11 protein-coding genes and 1 pseudogene are annotated in these 19,863 nt (G+C 73.0%); 2 read left to right on the top strand and 10 right to left on the bottom strand.

What is annotated here, in order from left to right; genetic code table 11:
* Nucleotides 1–115: 115 nt before the first annotated feature.
* From fxsT to AMK33_RS01315, 10 genes are all read right to left on the bottom strand, one after another.
* Complete coding sequence (gene fxsT / locus AMK33_RS01360; protein WP_073930805.1) at nt 116–4,396, bottom strand: FxSxx-COOH system tetratricopeptide repeat protein; 4,281 nt, start codon at nt 4,394–4,396, stop codon at nt 116–118.
* Nucleotides 4,396–5,433, bottom strand: a complete 1,038-nt coding sequence (locus tag AMK33_RS01355; protein WP_073930804.1) for an AAA family ATPase — start codon at nt 5,431–5,433, stop codon at nt 4,396–4,398. Before AMK33_RS01355 ends, fxsT begins: the two co-directional genes overlap by 1 nt.
* The gene (locus AMK33_RS01350; RefSeq protein ID WP_079194700.1) at nt 5,433–6,917 is read right to left on the bottom strand and encodes a VMAP-C domain-containing protein; all 1,485 of its coding nucleotides are present in this window, start codon (nt 6,915–6,917) and stop codon (nt 5,433–5,435) included. Before AMK33_RS01350 ends, AMK33_RS01355 begins: the two co-directional genes overlap by 1 nt.
* Before the next feature lie 205 nt (nt 6,918–7,122).
* On the bottom strand, nt 7,123–9,681 hold the full coding sequence (locus tag AMK33_RS01345; protein WP_073930802.1) for a polynucleotide kinase-phosphatase: 2,559 nt from the start codon (nt 9,679–9,681) through the stop codon (nt 7,123–7,125).
* Nucleotides 9,678–11,141: a 3' terminal RNA ribose 2'-O-methyltransferase Hen1 gene (locus AMK33_RS01340; protein ID WP_073930801.1), complete on the bottom strand. Its 1,464-nt coding sequence runs from the start codon at nt 11,139–11,141 to the stop codon at nt 9,678–9,680. Before AMK33_RS01340 ends, AMK33_RS01345 begins: the two co-directional genes overlap by 4 nt.
* A gap of 164 nt (nt 11,142–11,305) precedes the next feature.
* Nucleotides 11,306–12,229, bottom strand: a complete 924-nt coding sequence (locus AMK33_RS01335) for an LLM class F420-dependent oxidoreductase (RefSeq protein ID WP_073930800.1) — start codon at nt 12,227–12,229, stop codon at nt 11,306–11,308.
* A 605-nt stretch (nt 12,230–12,834) separates the two neighbouring features.
* Nucleotides 12,835–13,305, bottom strand: a complete 471-nt coding sequence (locus AMK33_RS01330; protein WP_073930799.1) for a DUF6099 family protein — start codon at nt 13,303–13,305, stop codon at nt 12,835–12,837.
* 149 nt (nt 13,306–13,454) lie between these two features.
* The gene (locus tag AMK33_RS01325; protein ID WP_073930798.1) at nt 13,455–13,802 is read right to left on the bottom strand and encodes a nucleotide pyrophosphohydrolase; all 348 of its coding nucleotides are present in this window, start codon (nt 13,800–13,802) and stop codon (nt 13,455–13,457) included.
* Nucleotides 13,795–15,084, bottom strand: a complete 1,290-nt coding sequence (locus AMK33_RS01320; protein ID WP_073930797.1) for a biotin transporter BioY — start codon at nt 15,082–15,084, stop codon at nt 13,795–13,797. Before AMK33_RS01320 ends, AMK33_RS01325 begins: the two co-directional genes overlap by 8 nt.
* Nucleotides 15,085–15,357: 273 nt before the next feature.
* Nucleotides 15,358–15,753 carry a cell division protein SepF gene (locus AMK33_RS01315; protein ID WP_073930796.1) on the bottom strand — a complete coding sequence of 132 codons (396 nt, stop codon included), beginning with the start codon at nt 15,751–15,753 and terminating at the stop codon, nt 15,358–15,360.
* A gap of 179 nt (nt 15,754–15,932) precedes the next feature.
* Between AMK33_RS01315 and AMK33_RS01310 the strand changes: the two are divergent.
* Together AMK33_RS01310 and AMK33_RS01305 are read left to right on the top strand one after the other, a co-directional pair.
* Nucleotides 15,933–19,049 (top strand): annotated as a pseudogene (locus AMK33_RS01310) (FAD-binding and (Fe-S)-binding domain-containing protein).
* Nucleotides 19,050–19,258: 209 nt separating this feature from the next.
* Entirely contained in the window at nt 19,259–19,837 is a 579-nt protein-coding gene (locus AMK33_RS01305) for a YdeI/OmpD-associated family protein (RefSeq protein WP_073930795.1), read from the top strand.
* The last annotated feature ends 26 nt before the right edge of the window (nt 19,838–19,863 follow it).

The following is a 19,863-nucleotide window of genomic DNA, read 5'->3' as shown; positions in this document are numbered from 1 at the left end:
CATCATGGCCGTTCCCACCCGCGCCGGGATCGCACGATCATGCCACTCAATCACGTCCCACGACGCGGGGCGCCGAACTCGTGCGGGATTCCGATGAGTTGCTGCCCGCTCGTCACTACAGCGGCATGGGTGCCAGGTCGCACTCGATGCGGCGGTGCAGACGTGCCGCGACGAGCCAGGGATGGTCCGCGCCGACCACGCGGGTGAAACCCTCCACCGCCTTGCGCTGCGTTACGTCCGCCTCCGGTCCGCGGCCCAGGCCGCGCAGGTCGAGGGCGAGATTCGCGGTGCAGGACAGGGTCAGCGGATGTTCCGCGCCGGCGACCTCGGCGAGGAGCGCCAGATTGGTCCTGTCCATCCGGTGTGCCAGGTCGAAGTCCAGCCGCGCGTACGCCGTGTTGGCCTGCCCGATCGCGACGGTCAGCGTCATCACGTGCCGGGGCCCGAGCGTGCCGGCCATGCGGCGGGCCGCGTCGTCCTCCAGTTCCCGCGCCGTGTCGAGGTCCCCGAGCGCGCGCAGGGTGGCGGCCAGGTTCGCCTTGGTGAGCAGCGTGTACGCGTGGTTCTCCCCGAGCAGCGCCGCATAGCGCCGTGCGGTCTCCTCGCCCAGTCCGCGGGATCGCTCGAGGTCACCGGCGAGACGCTGGTCGACCGAGAGGTTGACGGCCGTCGACAGTGAGTCGGCGTGCCCGGGACCGAACCGGTTCACCAGACGCCGCCGGGTGTCCTCCGTGAGCACCAGGGCGTCGTCGAGGGCCCCGTCGCGACGGCGGCAGACGGCCAGGTTGCGGGCGATGCGCAGGGTCAGCGGGTTGTCCTCGCCGAGCTCGAGGCGAGCACGGTGGAAGACGTCCTCCTGGAAAATCCTGGCGCCGGGGTAGTCACCGCTCTCCCCCATGTCGATGGAGAGCCCGTTGAGGCTGTTGAGGGTGAGGTAGCTGGTGGGTCCGAACATGAGCTCCCGCAGCCGGGCGTTCTCGCTGTCCAGCGGCAGCGCCGCGTCGAACTGCCCGCACAGCCGGAGGTCGACGGTCAGGCTGTGGGTGGCCTGCAGGGTGATCGGGTCCTCCGGCCCGAACTGGGAGCGGGCCAGCTCGGTGGCCTCCTGACCGAGCTCCCTGGCCTCCGTGAACCTGCCCTGGTAACGGCGGACGTCGGCCGTCTGGCAGAGCGAGTCGATCAGGTCCTCGTCGTCGACCTGGGCGCGGCGGGAGACCTCCAGGGCCCTCTCCGTGATCGGGATGGACTCCGCGACCTCGCCGATCTGACGCAGGAGGAACGCGAAGGTCTTCGCCATGCGGATGACGTCGATGTCCTCCTCGCCCGACGCGGCCAGCCAGGCGCTCCATGCCTGCCGGCCGAGTTCGGCGGCGCCCACCTGGTCGCCCCAGTAGTAGAGGAACAGCACGGTGTCCCGGACGAGTTCGCGCACGTAGGTGTCCGTGCTGGTCACCGCCTGGGAGGCGACCAGGTGGGGCAGCAGGTTCTGGTAGCTGCGCCATTCCGCGGACGAGGCGTGGTGGCCCGGCTTGGCCGCCGACAGCAGTTGGTGGGCGGCGTCGCGCATGCGGTCCCGCTGCTCGGGGCCCAGCTTGGCGAGCAGCACGGTCTGCAGCATGCGGTGCATCTGCAGGGTGTCGGACCGGGGGTCCACCCTGATCAGGGAGAACTGGTTGAGGTCGCGGACGGCACGGCTCATCTTGATCGACTGGCGCAGCAAGGGGTCGACCTCGGGCGTGATGTTGATGCCGCGGCTGCCGCGCAGCATGGAGCGGGGAATGGGCTCGGGGGCCATGCTGGCGCAGATGTCGAGGAGTTGGCGGGCTCCCGGGTTGTTCTCCTGGATCCGCTCCAGTGAGATGTCCCAGGCCGCGGCGACGGAGACGGGGTAGTCGGGCGCCGGTTCGAGTTCGAGGATCTCCGGGCTGCGCTGGGCGAGCAGGTCGAGGTACTCGTCGACGAGCATCCCGGTGACCGCGTGCCAGGCGCCCGCCTGTTCCACCGCGAGCGGCAGGTCGCCGAGAGCGTCGGCCAGCCGGTCGGCGTCCTCCGCGGACAGGTCCGGGGAGCGTTTCTGCAGCAGCTCCACGGACTCCTCGCGCTCGAAGACGTTCACCGGCAGCGGGGTGGCGACCCGTTCCCAGGCACGGTTGCGGGAGGTGACGATGACCTTCCCGGGGCCGTTGGCGGGGAAGTACCGGCGCACCGCGTCGACGTCCTCGGCGTTGTCGAAGACGAGGAGCCAGTCGTCGTGCGGCACTCCGGTGCGCAATGCCTCCAGGGCCGCCGGCACGGCCGTGCCCGCCGCCGGGGAGCCCGCGCCGTCCTGGCCCGTCGGTGTCACTCCCAGTGCGGTCGCGAGGGAGGTGAGCGCGGCCAGGATGAGCGTCTCCCGCTCGGCGGGGATCCAGCAGATCACCTTGTAGTCGTGCTGATGCCGGTAGATGTACTCGAGGACCAGCTGGGACTTGCCGACGCCGCCCAGCCCGTGCAGGGCGTGCGGGAGCACGGCCGCGGTGTCCTGCGCCCCGAGTTGTTCGTCGACCGCCCGCAGCAGCGCCGTACGGCCCACGAACGACGCGTTGCGCAAAGGGACGTTCACCAGGAGGGCGGGTCCGCCCGACGAGGTCGTGTTCATGCCAGGCCATGCCTCCGAGTGGTCACCGGACGAGAGGGAAGCGACTGAGTCCGAGTATGCGGGTGATGCCCGGCCGGGCACCTGATCACGGGGCGCGTCGGCCGGGTGCCGTGCGGGACCGGCCGTGGGTCCGAGGTCCGCCTCGATTCTGCGGGCCCGCTCGGCGTAGGGCCCCGACAGCGCCCTCATGACGGCGAGTTCGGACTGCTGCCACGCCCCGGCGGACGCGTCGGGCAGCCCCGTCCCCGCCGGATCCCGCAGCGCCGCGCGCAGAGCCACACCGTGCGCTCCCGCCGCCGGCAGCTCGCCGAGGATCGAGACGGTTCTGGCCAACTGGCCGCGGGTCGTGGTCGCGAGGAGGGCCTCACGGGCTCCCTCGGCGAACTCGGGCCGCGCCCTGCCGTCGTCGCCCCAGTCGATCAGACCGCCCATCAGGATCTCGGCCAGGTGCTCCGGACCGGCCTCCGGGACGGTCCGCCGGCGCACCTGCTCGACGAGGGCGAACTCGAACGGGACGGCCGCCAGCCGGGTGGCGAGGCGCCGGGCGACCGGGGTGGCCAGGGAGAGGAAGCGGTGGACCGCCGCCGCGGCGGCGCGCGGTGACCGCGCAGTGCGCAGCCCCGGCGCCGGGACGCCCATCACGAGCGTTCCCGGCAGGACGGCCGGCAGGGCGCGGCGCACACCTCTCCCACCCGTGACGAGGTCGGCCCAGGCGGCGATCGAACCGGACTTCAGGGACAGCACCGGGACGGGTGCGACGCCGTCGCCCACGGACGGCAGGGGGCGCATCGGGTCGGGGCCCTGGGTCGGCGGACGCAGTGCGAGGCAGTCGTTGGCCGCGCCGAGGCCGCCGGCCTCCAGGACCGCGGGATGGGGGTGGAGCGAGGAACGGTGCCGCATGTGGGGCGGCAGCAGGTGCGTCAGGGCCGTGGGACCGGCCCGCCCCAGCCGGTCGAGCAGCGTGTCCGCCGCGGAGCCGGCCCAGCCGTGGGCGAGGCCGTCCGTGACGACCACGAAGAGGCGGTCCCCCCTGCCGCCGAGGAGTTCACCGATGCGGGCCGGGGTCCGCGCCCCGCTCCAGCGCAGCGACACAGGGCCGGTGGGGGCGAGGGTCAAAGCCACGGTCCGTACGCTCCGGAAGGCGCCGCTGTGTTCGGCGGCCGCGGCCAGACTCGCCGTCTCCTCGTGCCAGACGGCCATGGTGGGGGCGTCGTCGACGAGGAGGATCAGGTCGAACGCGCGGATGTCCGCGGGCCGGAACCAGGGCAGCCACAGGCCGTCGGTGATGCCGCGCTCCGCCGTGGCCTCCTCGTCGAGTTCCACGGCGGTGCGGGAGGGCACGCGGCGCGCCAGCCGGTGCAGGGCGACCGCGAGTCGCGCCGAGCGCCGGCCGGAGACGGGTGCCCGCCGGCCGGGCTCCGGCAGTACGGGCGGGCCGAGCCGTATCCGGCCGGTCCCTTCGGGATCGGGCACGGGCAGCGCCGTCGGGGCGGCGCCCGGCCCGTCGTCCGGCGCCTCGGGCCGCTCCGGAGCGGTCGCGGGGGAACCGGACGGCGGCGTGTCCCGCGTCGGCCCGTGCTCCCCGTCGGGTTCGGCGCCGGACGCCGCCGTGCCCTCGCCCGCCCGCGCCCGGTACGCGGCCAGCCACACGGCGTCGGCCAGCTCCTGCCAGTGCGGTACGACGGTCACATCCGGGTCGGCGGGGGCTCCGCCCTCGGCCCCCGTGCCGGGCGCACGCTCCCTGGGGAACCCGTTCATCAGCGGCCCTTGGCCAGGTCGCGCAGCAGTGTCTCGATGAGTCTCCGGCCGTCGCCGTCGGTGCGGAAGCCGTCGACGGTGGTCAGCCGGGCGGCGTTCAGCAGCTGGTCGAGCGAGTGCGTGCCGCCCGCCCGGACCCGCTGGAGGAACACGTCGACCATGGCCTCCGCGTCCGGCGGCAGGCTTCCCAGGTGCCCCGACACGATGGCCAGGAGCTGTTCCCGTGTGGGGGCCTGCATCTCCAGGGGCAGACAGCGCCTGCGGAAGGCGGCCGGGAACTCGCGTTCGCCATTGCTGGTGATCAGCACGACGGGGAACTCGCGGCACTCCACCCGCCCCCCGGAAACCAGCGCGGACTGCCTGGGGTCGTCGGTGTGCACCCGGGCCGAGTCGGCGGCGTCACGGACCAGTTCGGGAATGTCGTAACTGCCGTTCTCCAGTACGTGCAGGAGATCGTTCGGCAGGTCGATGTCGCTCTTGTCCAGCTCGTCGGCCAGGAGGACACGGGGGCGTTCGTAGGGCAGCAGTGCCGTGCCCAGGGGCCCCAGGGTGACGAAGTCGCCGAGGGCCGGGGGCTGCCCGCCGTCGGTCGGCGTCCGCTGTTCGACGGCCTGCCAGGCGGCGATGGCCTGGGCCCGCCCGATGGCGTCATAGGCGTACAGGCCGTCGCGCAGGGTCGTACGGCTGACGATGTTCCACTGCAGGACCCTGCCCAGCCCGAGTTCCCGGGAGAGGAGGTACGCGAGCGTGGACTTGCCGATGCCGGGCGGGCCCGTGATGAGCAGCGGACGGCGTAACAGCAGGGCGGCGTTGACCGTGTCGATCTGCTCCGGGCCGAGCTGTGGAACGTGGTCGCCGGGGCCCAGACGGCGCAGCGCGGCCTCGGGATCGTCCGGCGGTGGCGGCTGCGGCGGTCCGCCGCGGAACCTGCGCCAGGGGGGCGCGTCCGGCAGCGGGGGCGGCGCCGCGCCCTGGACCGCTCCCGTCGCTCGGAACACACGCCAGTCGGTGCCGTCGGTCGCGTCCGGCCCGCTCATCACCGGGTCTCCTCGCTGTCGTGGTCGTCGAAGCCGTAGTCGGCGGCGGTCTGGATGTCGACCAGCCGGTGGGGGTCGTCCCAGAGGAAGGCGATGTGCCGGCCCAGGAGCAGGGGCCCCGCCACATCGAGTCCGGCCGTGCGCCGCAGCCGGTGGATGGCGACCGGGATCTGTGTCGGCGTGGGGACGGAGGAGAACACGGCGGTCACCACTTCGCGGCGCTCCTCGCTGAACTCGCCCCGGCGGTCCCAGACGGCGAGGCCGATGCCCTCGGCGATGGCCGCCTTCACCGCCTCGGTCGCCGCGCCCCCGTCCGGGGCGTCGAGCACCGCGGCCGTGCGGCTGGGTTCCGAGGCCAGCGCGGCCTGCCAGACGTCCGGTCCGGTACGGTCCGACGTCCGCCAGCCGTGGACTCCGATCCCCCGGTTGCGCAGGGTCTCCCACCGCTCCAGCCACTGTTCCCTGACCAGCAGGTCGTCGGTGCGCATCCGTTCCAGGCTGCGCAGGTGGACGCCGTACCTCAGTCCGAGGGGCTGGGGCCTGCCGTCCACCGATCTGACGGTCAGCCCCGCCATGTCGTGGTTGAGCAGGTCGTAGGGGAGCACGAACTCGACGTAGGGCGGCGTCTGTCCCGACATCTCGGAGACCGGGGCGTACGGCGTGGGCGAGAGGCGTACGACCTGCCGCAGGACACGCTCGACGGCCCGGCCGAGACGGTCGAGGCTCGTCGTCTCGGGTTCCGCGGCCCGGGGCTGCCAGCGGCCCGGGACGGTGTTCAGCCACGGGCGCACCACGACGTCGTCCGAGCCGTCGCGGGCCGGCTCCACGGCCACGACCAGGCAGCGCGGGATCGTCGGGTCCGCCGTGGTCCCGGCCCGCTCGGTCCGTCGGCGTTCCAGCGCGGTGAGCAGGCCGGCCCGCCGGGCCCAGCCGCTCGCCCACGCGGACAGGGCGAGGCGCCTGTCCGGCGACGAGGTCAGCTCCGCGGCGTGCTCGATCAGGAGGACCGCGGGCGGCAGGCCGTCCGGCTGTACGTTCAGCTCCGTCGCGTAGGTGAAGAGCTGGACCGGTGAGAGGCCGGGCGGCAGGTCGAGGTGCAGGTCGCTCGCCAGTACGTTGCGCAGCGCACCGGCGGGAAGGACGCCCTGCACGGTGCGCAGGAGTGCGGAGGCGGTGTCCAGGTCCTGGTGGTCGAGGGGGCCGGGCAACGGGTCGGTGTGCGCCTCACCGGGGCCCAGCAGTTCCTCGAACACGCCGGCTGCCGCGGCTCCCTCGAAGACCCGCACGACGTCGACGAGCACCCGCTCCCCCGCGGGGACGCTCAACGCCGCGCGTACCAGGGCGATGACGTCCTCGCGCAGTTTGGTGCCGCGTAAGTCCACGTGCTGGTTGAGCTCTTCGGCCAGCATGCCGGCGAAGTACGTGCGCCCCGCCTGGTCCTCGAGGCAGCTCAGCCCGCACAGCGCCTCGGTCAGACGGAACAACAGATCCCTGGCCGGCGCGCGCCCCACCCCGTCCAATCCCGACGCTGTCTCCACCGACCTCCCCCCGTGAGCCGGTTCCTCTGGCGGACCAGCGAAGCTAGCACGTGAACTGCCGTGAACCAAGTGACGTCGACAGACACCGGCCCGGTCCGGACAGGGCCTCGGAGGGCCTTGTCCGGACCGGGCCGCGGCACGCGTCCGCCCGCTACAGCCGCGGGTCCACCGGCTCCGACTCCAGGGCCAGTACGGCGAAGACCGGCTCGTGGACGCGCCACAGCGGCTCGCCCTCGGCGAGGCGGTCCAGGGCCTCCAGGCCGAGGGCGTACTCGCGCAGGGCGAGGGAGCGCTTGTGGTTGAGGAAGCGGTTGCGCAGGCGGGCCAGGTTCTCCGGGCGGGTGTACTCGGGGCCGTAGATGATCCGCAGGTACTCCCGGCCCCGGCACTTGATGCCGGGCTGCACCGGGCGGCCCTTCTGGTCGCGTACCAAAGCGCCGACCGGCTTGACGACCATGCCCTCGCCGCCGCGTCCGGTCATCTCCAGCCACCAGTCGACTCCGGCACGTACGGACTCGGGGTCGGCCGTGTCGACGTAGAGGCGGCGGGTGGTCTGCAGCAGTCCGGTGGTGTCGTGCTCGACCAGGCGGTCGATGAGGGACAGTTGCTCGTCGTGGGGCAGGGCGGCGAGGCTGCGGCCCTGGACGGCGAGGATCTGGAACGGGGCCAGGCGGACGCCGTCCAGGCCGTCGGTGGTCCAGCAGTAGCGGCGGTACGCGTCGGTGAACGCCGAGGCGGAGGCGGCGCGTTCGCGCTGGCGGTTCAGCAGGTCCTCGACGTCCGCACCACGGGCCGCCGCACCCTCCAGGGCCGCCAGGGCGCCGGGGAAGACCGCACCGGAGGCGGCGCCGACCGCCGCGTACTGGGAGCGCAGCAGCCCGGACGCCTTCAGCGACCACGGCATCAGCTCGGCGTCCAACAGCAGCCAGTCGGTGTCCAGCTCCTCCCAGAGACCGGCCTCGGTGACGGCCGTGCGCAGCCGGCCGAGGATCTCCTCCGTGACGGAGATGTCGTCGAAGAAGGGGCGGCCGGTGCGGGTGTAGAGCGATCCGGTCGGGCCTCCCGTGGCGCCGAAGCGCTCGGCGGCCACGTCGGCGTCGCGGCAGACCAGGGCGACCGCGCGGGAGCCCATGTGCTTCTCCTCGCACACGACCCGGGCGACGCCGTCCCGCTCGTACTGGGCGAACGCCTCGACCGGGTGCTCCAGGTAGCCGTCGAGGTGCGAGGTGGCGGTGGGTGCCATGGTCGGCGGGAGGTACGGCAGCAGGCGCGGGTCGATCGCGAAGCGGCTCATGACCTCCAGGGCCGCGGCGGCGTTCTCCTCGCGGATCGATATCCGGCCGTGGTGCCGGGTCTCGACGAAGCGGCGGCCGTGCACGTCCGCCAGGTCCAGCGGGCGGCCCTCGTGGCCGCCGGGGGCCTCGGTGTGCAGCGGGCGGGTCGGCTCGTACCAGACCCGCTCGGCCGGTACGTCGACCAGTTCCCGCTCCGGCCAGCGCAGCGCGGTGAGCTTGCCGCCGAAGACGGCGCCGGTGTCCAGGCAGATGGTGTTGTTGAGCCAGGTGGCCTCCGGGACGGGGGTGTGGCCGTAGACGACGGCGGCCCGGCCTCGGTAGTCCTCCGCCCACGGGTAGCGCACGGGCAGGCCGAACTCGTCGGTCTCGCCGGTGGTGTCGCCGTAGAGGGCGTGGCTGCGGACCCGGCCGGAGGTGCGGCCGTGGTACTTCTCCGGCAGACCGGCGTGGCAGACCACCAGCCGGCCGCCGTCGAGGACGTAGTGGCTGACCAGTCCGTCGATGAACTCCCGCACCTCGGCGCGGAACTCCTCGCTCTGCTCGTCCATCTGCTCGATGGTCTCGGCGAGTCCGTGGGTGTGCTGGACCTTGCGGCCCCTGAGGTAGCGGCCGAGCTTGTTCTCGTGGTTGCCGGGCACGCACAGCGCGCTGCCCGCCTTCACCATGGTCATCACGCGGCGCAGTACGGCGGGGCTGTCCGGGCCGCGGTCGACGAGGTCGCCGACGAAGACGGCGGTACGGCCCTCGGGGTGCACGCCGTCGACGTAACCCAGCTTGCCGAGCAGCGCCTCCAGTTCGGACGCGCAGCCGTGGACGTCGCCGACGATGTCGAAGGGCCCGGTGAGGTGGGTGAGGTCGTTGAACCGCTTCTCGGTGACGATTGTGGCGTGTTCGGCCTCCTCCACCCCGCGCAGCACGTGCACCTTGCGGAACCCCTCGCGCTCCAAGTGACGCAGTGAACGGCGGAGTTCGCGGGTGTGGCGCTGGATGACCCGGCGGGGCATGTCGGCGCGGTCGGTGCGGGCCGCGTTGCGCTCGGCGCACACCTGCTCGGGCACGTCGAGCACGATGGCGATCGGCAGGACGTCGTACTTCCTGGCCAGCTCGATCAGCTGCCGCCGGCCGTCCTGCTGCACGTTGGTCGCGTCGACGACGGTGCGGCGGCCGGCGGCCAGCCGCTTGCCGGCGATGTAGTGCAGCACGTCGAAGGCGTCCCGCGACGCGCTCTGGTCGTTCTCGTCGTCGGCGACCAGACCGCGGCAGAAGTCGGAGGAGATGACCTCGGTCGGCTTGAAGTGACGGCGCGCGAAGGTCGACTTGCCCGAACCGGAGGCGCCGACGAGCACCACGAGGGAGAGGTCGGTGACGGGCAGGGTGCGGCCCCGCGGCTGCGGGGTCCCGGTGGTGGTGGTCATGCGGCCTTCGCCTCCTTCACGGTGTCGGCCGTGAACACGGCCATCTGGGTGGGCGGTCCGACCTCGGGGTCGTCCGGGCCCACGGGCACGAACCCGACGCCGTAACCGTGTCGTTCGGCGACTGTCCGCGCCCAGGCGCGGAACTCCTCGCGGGTCCACTCGAAGCGGTGGTCGCCGTGCCGGACATGGCCGGCCGGGAGGGTCTCCCAGCGCACGTTGTACTCGACGTTGGGGGTGGTCACGAGGACCGTACGGGGGCGGGCGGCACCGAACACCGCGTACTCCAGGGCGGGCAGCCGGGGCAGGTCGAGGTGCTCGATCACCTCGCTGAGCACGGCGGCGTCGTAGCCCTTGAGCCGCTTGTCGGTGTAGGCCAGTGAGCCCTGGAAGAGCCGCACGCGCGCCGCCTGCCGCTCTCCCATGCGGTCCAGTTTCAGCCGCCGGGAGGCGATGGTGAGCGCCCGCATCGACACGTCGACGCCGACTATCTCGGTGAACGACGGGTCCTTGAGCAGTGCCTGTACGAGCTGGCCCTGACCGCAGCCGAGGTCGAGCACCCGGGCGGCGCCACAGGCATGGAGCGCGGCGAGGATCGCCTCCCGCCGCCGCACGGCGAGCGGGGTCGGCTTCTCCTCGGACTCGGTCTCCGCCGCCACGGCGTTGTCGATCTCCTCGACGTCACTGTCGTCCGCCTCGGCCAGCCGGACCAGTTCAAGGCGTTCCATGGCCTGCCGGGTCAGCGACCAGCGGCGGGACAGGTAGCGGCTGGTGATCAGCTTCTGTTCGGGGTGCGCGGGCAGCCAGCCCTCACCGGCCCGCAGCAGCTTGTCGACCTCGTCGGAGGCGACCCAGTAGTGCTTGGCGTCGTCGAGGACAGGGAGCAGGACGTAGAGGTGGCGCAGTGCCTCGGCGAGGGTGAGCGTGTCCGACTCCAGGACCAGGCGCACGTACCGCGAGTCGCCCCACTCGGGGAACTCGGCGTCCAGGGCCACGGGCTCGGCGGTGACCGTCCAGCCGAGCGGCTCGAAGAGCCGGCGGACGAGTTCGGGGCCGCCGCGCGCGGGCAGCGCGGGCACCTCGATACGCAGCGGACGCGGTTGCTCCGGCAGTTCCGGGCGGGCGGCGCACACACCGCGCATCGCACTGGAGAAGACACCGCTCAGCGCGACGGCGAGCAGGGAGGACGCCGCGTACGGGCGGTCGTTGACGTACTGCGCGAGTGCCGCGTCGGGGGCGCCGCCACGGCCCTTGCCCTTGCCGCGCCGGACCAGTGCCACCGCGTCCACCTCCAGCAGCAGCGCCGCCGTGCAGCGCTCGGCGTCCGCCTCTGGGTAGAGGACGTGGGCCGTGCCGTAGGACGTGGAGAACGCCTGCGCCTTCTCGGGATGCTTGTGCAGCAGGAAACCGAGGTCGGTCGCGGGGCGCTCTGCGGAGCCGGTGGTACTGATCGTCAGGAACACGGTGGTTACACCTCGAAACGCCTTCTGAGCTGGGGGTACACGCCGGATTCGGGCGTGTGGTGCCAACGTACCGGGAACGGTCGGGGATGCCCCGGGAATTTACGGGCGGATGCGGCGGGGCCGTCCGTTCCGTACGGACGGCCCCGTTTCTCGTGGAGCCCGTGTTACGACAGCTGGGACTGGACCTGGGCGGAGATCAGTTCCAGGTGGTCGAGGTCGTGCAGGTCGAGGACCTGGAGGTAGATGCGGCTGGAGCCGGTCTCGGTGTAACGGCCGATCTTGTCGACGACCTCGGCCGGGGAGCCCGCCAGGCCGTTGGTCTTGAGTTCGTCGACCTCGCGGCCGATCGCGGCGGCGCGGCGGGCGACCTCCTGGTCGTCCTTGCCGACGCAGACGACGAGGGCGTTGGAGTAGACGAGGTCGCCCGGGTCACGGCCGGCCTCCCGGGCGGCGTCGCGGACCCGGCCGAACTGGCGCACGGTGTCCTCGATGGAACCGAAGGGCATGTTGAACTCATCCGCGAACCGGGCTGCCAGGCGCGGGGTGCGGGTCGCGCCGTGGCCACCGATGAGGACCGGCACCTTGGGCTGGGCCGGCTTGGGGAGCGCGGGGGACTTGGTGAGGTCGTAGTAGGTGCCGTGGTAGTCGAAGGTCTGGCCGGCCTCGGTGGCCCACAGACCGGTGACGATCTCCAGCTGCTCTTCGAGGCGGGCGATCTTCTCCTTCGGAAAGGGGATGCCGTACGCCTTGTGCTCCTCCTCGAACCAGCCCGCGCCCAGGCCGAGTTCGACACGGCCGCCGGACATCTGGTCGACCTGGGCGACCTGGATGGCGAGCACGCCGGGGAGGCGGAAGGTGCCGGCGGTCATCAGGGTGCCGAGCCGGATGCGGTTGGTCTCGCGGGCGAGACCGGCGAGGGTGATCCAGGCGTCGGTGGGGCCGGGCAGGCCGTCGGCGGAGCCCATGCTGAGGTAGTGGTCCGAGCGGAAGAAGGCGTCGAAGCCGAGGTCTTCTGTGGCCTTGGCGACGGTGAGGAGGGTGTCGTAGGTGGCGCCCTGCTGGGGTTCGGTGAAGATTCGAAGATCCATGGGTCCATCCTGCACGCTTGCGGGCGGGGGCCGGCGTCTGCGGGGTGCCCCGGCGGTGGTGCGGGCCGGGGGTGGTCGCGCAGCCCGGCGCCTGCGGGGTGCCTCCCCCACTCTCGGCTTCTCCCCCACTCTCGGCTTCTCTCGAGCGGGAGGTGCCCCCATGAGCGGGAGGTACCCCCACCGCCCACCCGTGCCGCCCCCTGGGGGTACCTCCCAAACCCTTGAGGCACTGGGGGAGGCACGACTGCCCGCGGAGGACGGGTACGGCGGCATGCGGCATGACTGTCCGCGGATCGCGGGCACGGCGGGGTGGCGGTAGGTAGCCGCGTACGGCGGGGAGGGGACGGGGCGGGGGTGGCCGCCCGCAGTGGCCGGCGCGTCCGCACCCCGCACCCCCTCCAAGGAACCCATTTCGCGCCAGTCCGAGGACGGACACCCCCGACCCGGCCCCGACCCACCCACCGACCGCAGGCGCTACCCCAGCCCCCACCGAACCGAAAGCTGCGCCGCAGGCATAAAACCCGAGCCCCCACCGAACCGAAAGCGGCGCCGCAGGCATAAAACCCGCACCCCCACCGGACCGAACGCCGCGCCGCAGGCATACGTCAGCCGGCCTCCCGTTCCGGTAGGGCCTCGTCGCGGGATGTCAGTTTGCGGAGCATTTCCTGGACTCGGTCGCGGGACTCGTCCGCCGCGTCGATGGCCTCCATGCACTGCCAGTACGTCGCCTCGTCGTCCGCGGAGCAGGCGAGGCCCACCAGGGCGATGCCGACCTCGCCGAGCAGGCCGCCGAGGTGCATCAGGACCGGGCGGGGCTCGCCCAGCTCGGTGAGCCGATCCGCGCGCGGTCCGCCCGGGCCGAGTTCCGGCGTGCCCAGCACTCCGCAGCCGCGGCCCGCCAGCTCGGCCAACCCCAGTGCCTCTCCGCGCAGTTCGGGCGGGCCGACGACGGCGAGGCGGCTCCCCGTCGCCTGCGCCAGGGCCTGCGCCTGCCACACCTCGGTCAGCAACTCCCGTACGCCGCCGCTCGCGGCCAGGGCGCGCCTGCTTGTCACGATGAGCCGCACAGCGTCCATGCGCTGCCCCCGTCTGTCCGACGCGCTGCCCACGCGTCCGCATCCGTTGAACTCCCTTGTTCACTACCCAGAGTGAGGGCACGTGAGACAAAAAGCCAGAGGAAGACCGAAATCTGCGGACAATGAATCGAACAGAGCCCGTTCTTCACTCACGGAGAGTCACCGGGCGGCTCTTCCGTCGGGAACCTGCGCTCGTTGCGGTCGATCTTCGCCGCCAGCGCGGCCAGCGGATCGACACCCAGCACCTCGCAGAACTGCAGCAGATACGCGAGGACATCGGCGACCTCGTCGTTCACGCGGTGCGCGGTGTCCGGGTCGTCCATGACGCGGGCTGACTCCTCGGGCGTCGACCACTGGAAGATCTCCAGGAGTTCGGAGGCCTCCACACTGAGCGCGGCGGCGAGGTTCTTCGGGGTGTGGTACGGCTGCCAGTTCCGCGCGGCGGCGAACTCGGCGAGCCGGTGCCGGAGCCCCGCGAGGTCGTACGGATCAGTCACGGTCCAGGTGTACCACCGTCACCCCGCTCACCCCCACCGCCCAGGAGGCGTCGCTCACCGCGCCGACCAGCCGGATGTGCCCGCGCTCGCACATCCGCGCCGCCAGGCGCAGCAGCTCGCCCCGCTGCCCCGGATCGAGCGCCCGGTCCAGCCCGTCGGCGAGGACCGTGAGGGTCTGGAGCGCGGCCGGGACCTCGCCGGGCGCGTCGACCTCCAGCACACCGGGGCCGGTGAGCAGCACCAGGGCGAGGGCGGTGTACCGCAGCTCGCCGTCGCCGAGGCGGCGCAGGTCGGTACGGGTGCCGTCGCCCCGGTCGAGGAGGGCGCGGACCAGGTGGCCGGTGTCGTACGGCTCGGCGAGCAGGTCGGTGACCGGCCCGGCGCATCCGGCACGCACCGCCTCCACCAGGAGGGCGTGCCGGCGTCCGCACTCGGCGCGGGTGCGCCACAGGACGTCGGCGAGGTTGTCGCAGCCGCCGAGCAGCCGCCCGGTGCCGGTCGGGACGGGGCCCCGCATCCGCTCGGGGCGGGGGTCGCAGGGGAAGACTGACCGCAGGGCGACCACCATCTGCTCGGCGGCGGCGAGCACCCTGCGCTGCCCGTAGGTCTTGCCGGCGACGCGCAGCGGCAGCAGTGCGGTGCCGAGCCGGTCGTCCGGCAGTGGGGCGCGGGTCACCGGGGTCGCCCCGGCCGTGTGCCAGGCGGCCTGTACGGTGCGCCGGCCGGGGTCGCGCAGGGCGGTCTCCAGGAGGACCATCCCGTTCGCCGTCAGCCGCTCCCCCACGATCCGCAGCCCGGGTTCGGCCTGTACGGCGACCTCCAGCCGGACCGGCCCCTCGGGACCGTCGGCCGTGCAGCCGATGCGGAAGCCGCGGCGGCGCTGGGCGTCGGCGCGGGCCCGCTCCGGCACGCAGGCGCCGGGCTCCGGGAACGTCTCCCCCAGCTCGGCCCCGCCGCCGAGCCGGGCGAGCGCCTCGTACGCCCGCAGCGCGCTGGTCTTGCCGCTTCCGCTGGGCCCGGTGAGCAGGGTGAGCGCCCCGAGCGGGAGCGCCACACCGCGGTGCCCGGCGAAGGCGGACAGCAGCAGCTCGGTGACGCGCGGCCGGTCGGGGTGGCCCACGGTGCCGCCGGCCCGTCCGTCCGTCAGGGACCGCGAGCGGCCGTCGACGCCGATGGGCTGCGCGGCCGGCGCGCCCGGTACGGCCGGCGCATCCGGTGCGGCCGGGCCCGAGGGGTCGGGCGACGGGCTCATGTCCGGGCGGGGCGGGGAAGGTGGGGTCATGTGCGGACGCTAAGGGAGCCGGTGCGTGGCGAACCGTTCCGCTCGGTGGGCCTTCCCACGATCGGGCGACGCGCGTCCCGGTGCCGGCCGGGGGCTGGTCGCGCGGCCCGGCGCTTGCGGGGTGCCTCCCCCACTCTCGGCTTCTCCCCCACTCTCGGCCTCGCTCGAGCGGGAGGTACCCCCACCGCCCACCCGTGCCGCCCCGGGGGGTGCCTCCCAGGCCCTTGAGCCACTGGGGGAGGCACGACTGCCCGCGGAGGGCGGGGTCGCCGTTCAACTCCCCGGAACCCCCACGCCCTCCATCAGTCCCGTGACCTCCGTGCCGGACGGGGTCAGGAGGAAGACGTTGCGGTCGACCCGGTGCATGCCGCTGGCCAGGCCGAAGACGACGCCCGTGCTGAAGTCCAGGACCCGTTTGGCGGTCTCGGTCTCCGCGCCGGTCAGGTCGAGCAGGACCGGTATCCCGGACATCAGTGTCTCGGCGACGTCGCGGGCGTCCGCGAACACGTTCACGCGCAGCACGACGAAGCGGCGGCGTGCCTCCGTCGGGGCCTCGGGCAAGGCGCGGTGGCCCACCGCGGACGGCCACGCGTCGCGGCCCCGCAGCGGAACGACCTGGGCGAGCCCCTCCCACTGTTCGTCGGTGACATCGTGGCTGTTCACCGGCATGCTCCGTCCCCTGTCGCGCTGACTGTCTGCATCGGGCAATTCTTACTCATGGTCACCCGTTCGGCCCAATAACGACACGCTCCGCCATCGCGGGACGTGCGCACAGTGACGCTTGCCCCGGGCACCCGGGGGTACTCGGCGCGCCGCCGAGGACCGTGCCGTTCGTGAAGGAGGCCCTCATGAGCGGGCTGGATCTGCCCGACCCCGTCGTCCGTCACGACGTCGGCCCTCCGGTCGACACGGAGGCGCTCGCCGCGGCGCTCACGGAGCGGGTCGACGGGGAGGTCCGGTTCGACGCGGGGAGCCGGGCGGCGTACTCGACGGACGCGTCCAACTTCCGGCAGACGCCGATCGGCGTGGTCGTCCCGCGCACCGTGGACGCGGCCGTGGAGGCGGTGGCGGTGGCCCGGGAGCACGGTGCGCCCGTGCTGTCGCGTGGCGGCGGGACGAGTCTGGCGGGGTAGTGCGTCAACACGGCCGTGGTGCTCGACTGGTCGAAGTACTGCGCTGAACTGGAGTCGGTGGACGAGGACGCCCGTACGTGCCTCGTGCAGCCCGGCATCGTGCTGGACGAGCTGAACGGCCGGCTCGCGCCGACGGGGCTGCGCTTCGGGCCGGAGCCGGCCACCCACGCGAACTGCACGATCGGCGGGATGATCGGCAACAACTCCTGCGGCGCCACCGCCCAGCGCACCGGCAAGGTCGTCGACAACATCGCCCGCCTGGAGGTGCTGCTCTACGACGGCACCCGCTTCTGGTGCGGCGAGACCGGTGACGAGGAGTACGCCGGGATCGAGGCGCAGGGCGACCTGCGGGCGGCGGTGTACCGGCGACTGCGGGCGCTGCGGGACACGTACGGCGACGAGGTGCGGCGGCGGTTCCCGGACATCCCGCGCCGGGTCTCCGGCTACAACCTGGACTCCCTGCTCCCCGAGCACGGTTTCGACGTCGCCGGGCTGCTGGTGGGCAGCGAGTCGACGCTGGTGACCGTGTTGCGCGCGGAGCTGGAACTGGTGCCCGTGGTGAAGGAACGCACGCTGGTGGTGCTCGGGTTCGAGAGCGTCGACCGGGCGGCGGACGCGGTGCCGGACATCCTGCCGCACGAGCCGATCGCGCTGGAGGGCGTGGACGCCCGGCTGATCCACGACGAGCAGCTCAAGCACCTGAACCCCGAGGCGCTCGCCGAACTGCCCGAGGGGCGTGCCTTCCTGATGGCGCAGTTCGGCGCCGACACCGTCGACGAGGCGGACGACCGGGCCGACCGGATGCTGCGCGCGCTGCGCGAGACGGAGCACGATCCGAAGGTGGCGTTCCTCGACGACCCGGCGCGGGAGCAGGAGTTGTGGGCGGTGCGCGAGGCGGGACTGGGGGCCACCGCGCATGTGCCGCACCGGCCGGACACGTTCGAGGGCTGGGAGGACTCGGCGGTGGCGCCGGAGCGGCTCGGCGACTATCTGCGCCGGCTGCGGGCCCTGTACGACGACTTCGGCTACCTCGGTGACACCGGGCCCAGCCTGTACGGGCACTTCGGGCACGGCTGTGTGCACACGCGGATCCCCTTCGACCTGTACAGCGCGGAAGGGGTGGCGGCGTACCGGAGGTTCATGGAACGGGCGGCCGATCTGGTCGCGGAGTTCGGCGGTTCGTTCTCCGGGGAGCACGGGGACGGGCAGAGCCGGGGCGAGTTGCTGCCCCGGATGTTCGGGGAGCGGGTGGTGGAGGCGTTCGGGCGGCTCAAGGCGGTCTTCGACCCGTCGAACCGGATGAATCCGGGGAAGGTGGTGGCTCCGTACGGGCTGGACGAGAACCTGCGGCTGGGCGGCGACTGGGCGCCGCGCGATCCGCGCGACCTGCACTTCCGGTTCCCGGACGACGGCGGGTCGTTCGCTCAGGCCGCCAACCGGTGTGTGGGGGTCGGCAGGTGCCGGCAGCACACCAACGACGGCGGCGCGGTGATGTGCCCGTCGTACCAGGTGACGCGGGAGGAGGAGCACTCCACGCGCGGGCGGGCGCGGCTGCTGTTCGAGATGCTCGACGGGCACGGCGACGGCGCGATCCGCGACGGCTGGCGTTCGGAGGCGGTGCGGGACGCGCTGGATCTGTGCCTGGCGTGCAAGGGCTGCAAGAAGGACTGCCCGGCGGATGTGGACATGGCGACGTACAAGGCGGAGTTCCTGTCCCACCACTACGCGGGGCGGCCGTGGCGCAGGCCGCGTTCGGACTGGTCGATGGGGTGGCTGCCCGCGGTCGCGCGGGCGGTGGGGCGGTCGCGGCTCGGCCCGGTGGTCAACGCGCTCACGCACGGCCCGCTGGTGTCGCGGGCGGCGAGGGCGGTCGCCGGGGTGGCGGACCGGGAGGTGCCGCTGTTCGCGGGCGAGACGTTCGAGCAGTGGTTCGAGCGGCGGGAGCCGTCCGGTGACGGGGCGCGCGGGACGGTGCTGCTGTGGCCGGACACGTTCACCAACCACTTCCATCCGCACATCGGGCGGTCGGCGGTGCAGGTCCTCGAACACGCGGGCTGGCGGGTCGAGTTGCCCACCGAACCGCTGTGCTGCGGGCTGACCTGGATCTCCACCGGGCAACTGGGCGTGGCCGAGCGGGTGCTGGCCCGTACGGTGCACCGGCTGGCCGCGCATGTGCGGGAGGGCGGTCTCGTGGTCTCGCTGGAGCCGAGCTGCGCGGCCGTCTTCCGCTCGGACGCGGCGGAGCTGTTCCCCGGCGACCGGGACGTACGGCGGCTGCGCGACCACACGGTCACGCTGGCCGAGCTGCTCACCGAGCACAGCCCCGGCTACGAGCCGCCGCGGGTGCCGGACCGGTCGGCGCGGGCGCTGGCGCAGGTGCACTGTCACCAGCACGCGGTGATCGGCTGGGACGCCGACCGGGAGCTGCTGAGGCGTGCCGGGGTGGATGCCGAGCGGCTGGAGTCGGGGTGCTGCGGGCTGGCCGGGAACTTCGGGTTCGAGCAGGGGCATCTGGAGGTCAGCGAGGCGTGTGCGGAACGGGTGCTGCTGCCTCGGCTGCGGGGCGAGGACGAGTCGACGGTGGTGCTGGCGGACGGGTTCAGCTGCCGGACCCAGATCCACGAGTTCGACAGCGGTGGCCATGAGGCCGTCCACCTCGCCGAGCTGCTGGCCTCGGCTCTTCCGGGCGGTTCGGGCAGCGCGTACGGCACCGCGCCGGGTGCCCGGCCTGTGCCTCCGGGCCGCGCCGCCCGCGCCCTTGCCCTGGCGGGCACGGCCCTGACGACAGCGGCAGCCGCCGTGGTTCTGCTGCGTGGGCTGCGTCGTCACTGACTTTTTCGCCCCCGCCGCCCCTTCCCGTCCCGAACTTGGGGCTCCGCCCCAGATCCCGCTCCTCAAACGCCGGAGAGGCTGAAAATCAGCCTCTCCGGCGTTTGAGGAGCGGAGGTTCGGGGGCAGCGCCCCCGGGGGACGGGAACGGGAAGGGGCGGCGGGGGCGAACTCTCGTTGACCTGCGCCGCTCGGGCCGGTTGCATGGGCGTATGGCTGGTGATGTGGAACCTGTGCGTGGCTTCGAGACGCAAGAGGACTGGGAGGCGTGGCTGGAGGAGCATCAGGGGGACGTCGACGGGGTGTGGCTGAGGATTCCTAAGAAGGGGTCCGGGATCACCGGGGTCGACTACGCGACCGCCCTGGAGTCGGCGCTGTGCTACGGCTGGATCGACGGGCACAAGAAGGGGCTGGACGACACCCACTGGCTCCAGCGGTTCACTCCGCGGCGGGCACGCAGCCGGTGGTCGGCGGTCAACCGGCAGAAGGCCCTCGATCTCATCGAGCAGGGGCGTATGCGGCCGTCCGGGCTGCGCGAGGTGGAGCGGGCGCGGGCGGACGGCCGCTGGGAGGCCGCGTACGCGAGCCAGAGCACGGCGACCGTCCCCGACGACCTGCGGGCCGCGCTGGACGCGGCACCCGGGGCCGGTGACTTCTTCGGCACCCTCGACAGCCGCAACCGGTACGCGATCCTCCACCGGATCCAGGAGGCCAAGCGGCCCCAGACCCGGGCGGCCCGGATCGAGAAGTTCGTCGCCATGCTCGCCGAGGGGCGGAAGATACACCCGTAGACATGCCCGTGGATCCACCCGTGACG

Origin of the sequence: Streptomyces sp. CB02400, from assembly GCF_001905725.1 — a bacterium.
GTDB classification, from domain to species: Bacteria; Actinomycetota; Actinomycetes; order Streptomycetales; family Streptomycetaceae; genus Streptomyces; species Streptomyces atrovirens.
The sequence above is the reverse complement of the archived record's forward strand: the minus strand, read 5'-3'. Positions and strand labels throughout refer to the sequence as shown.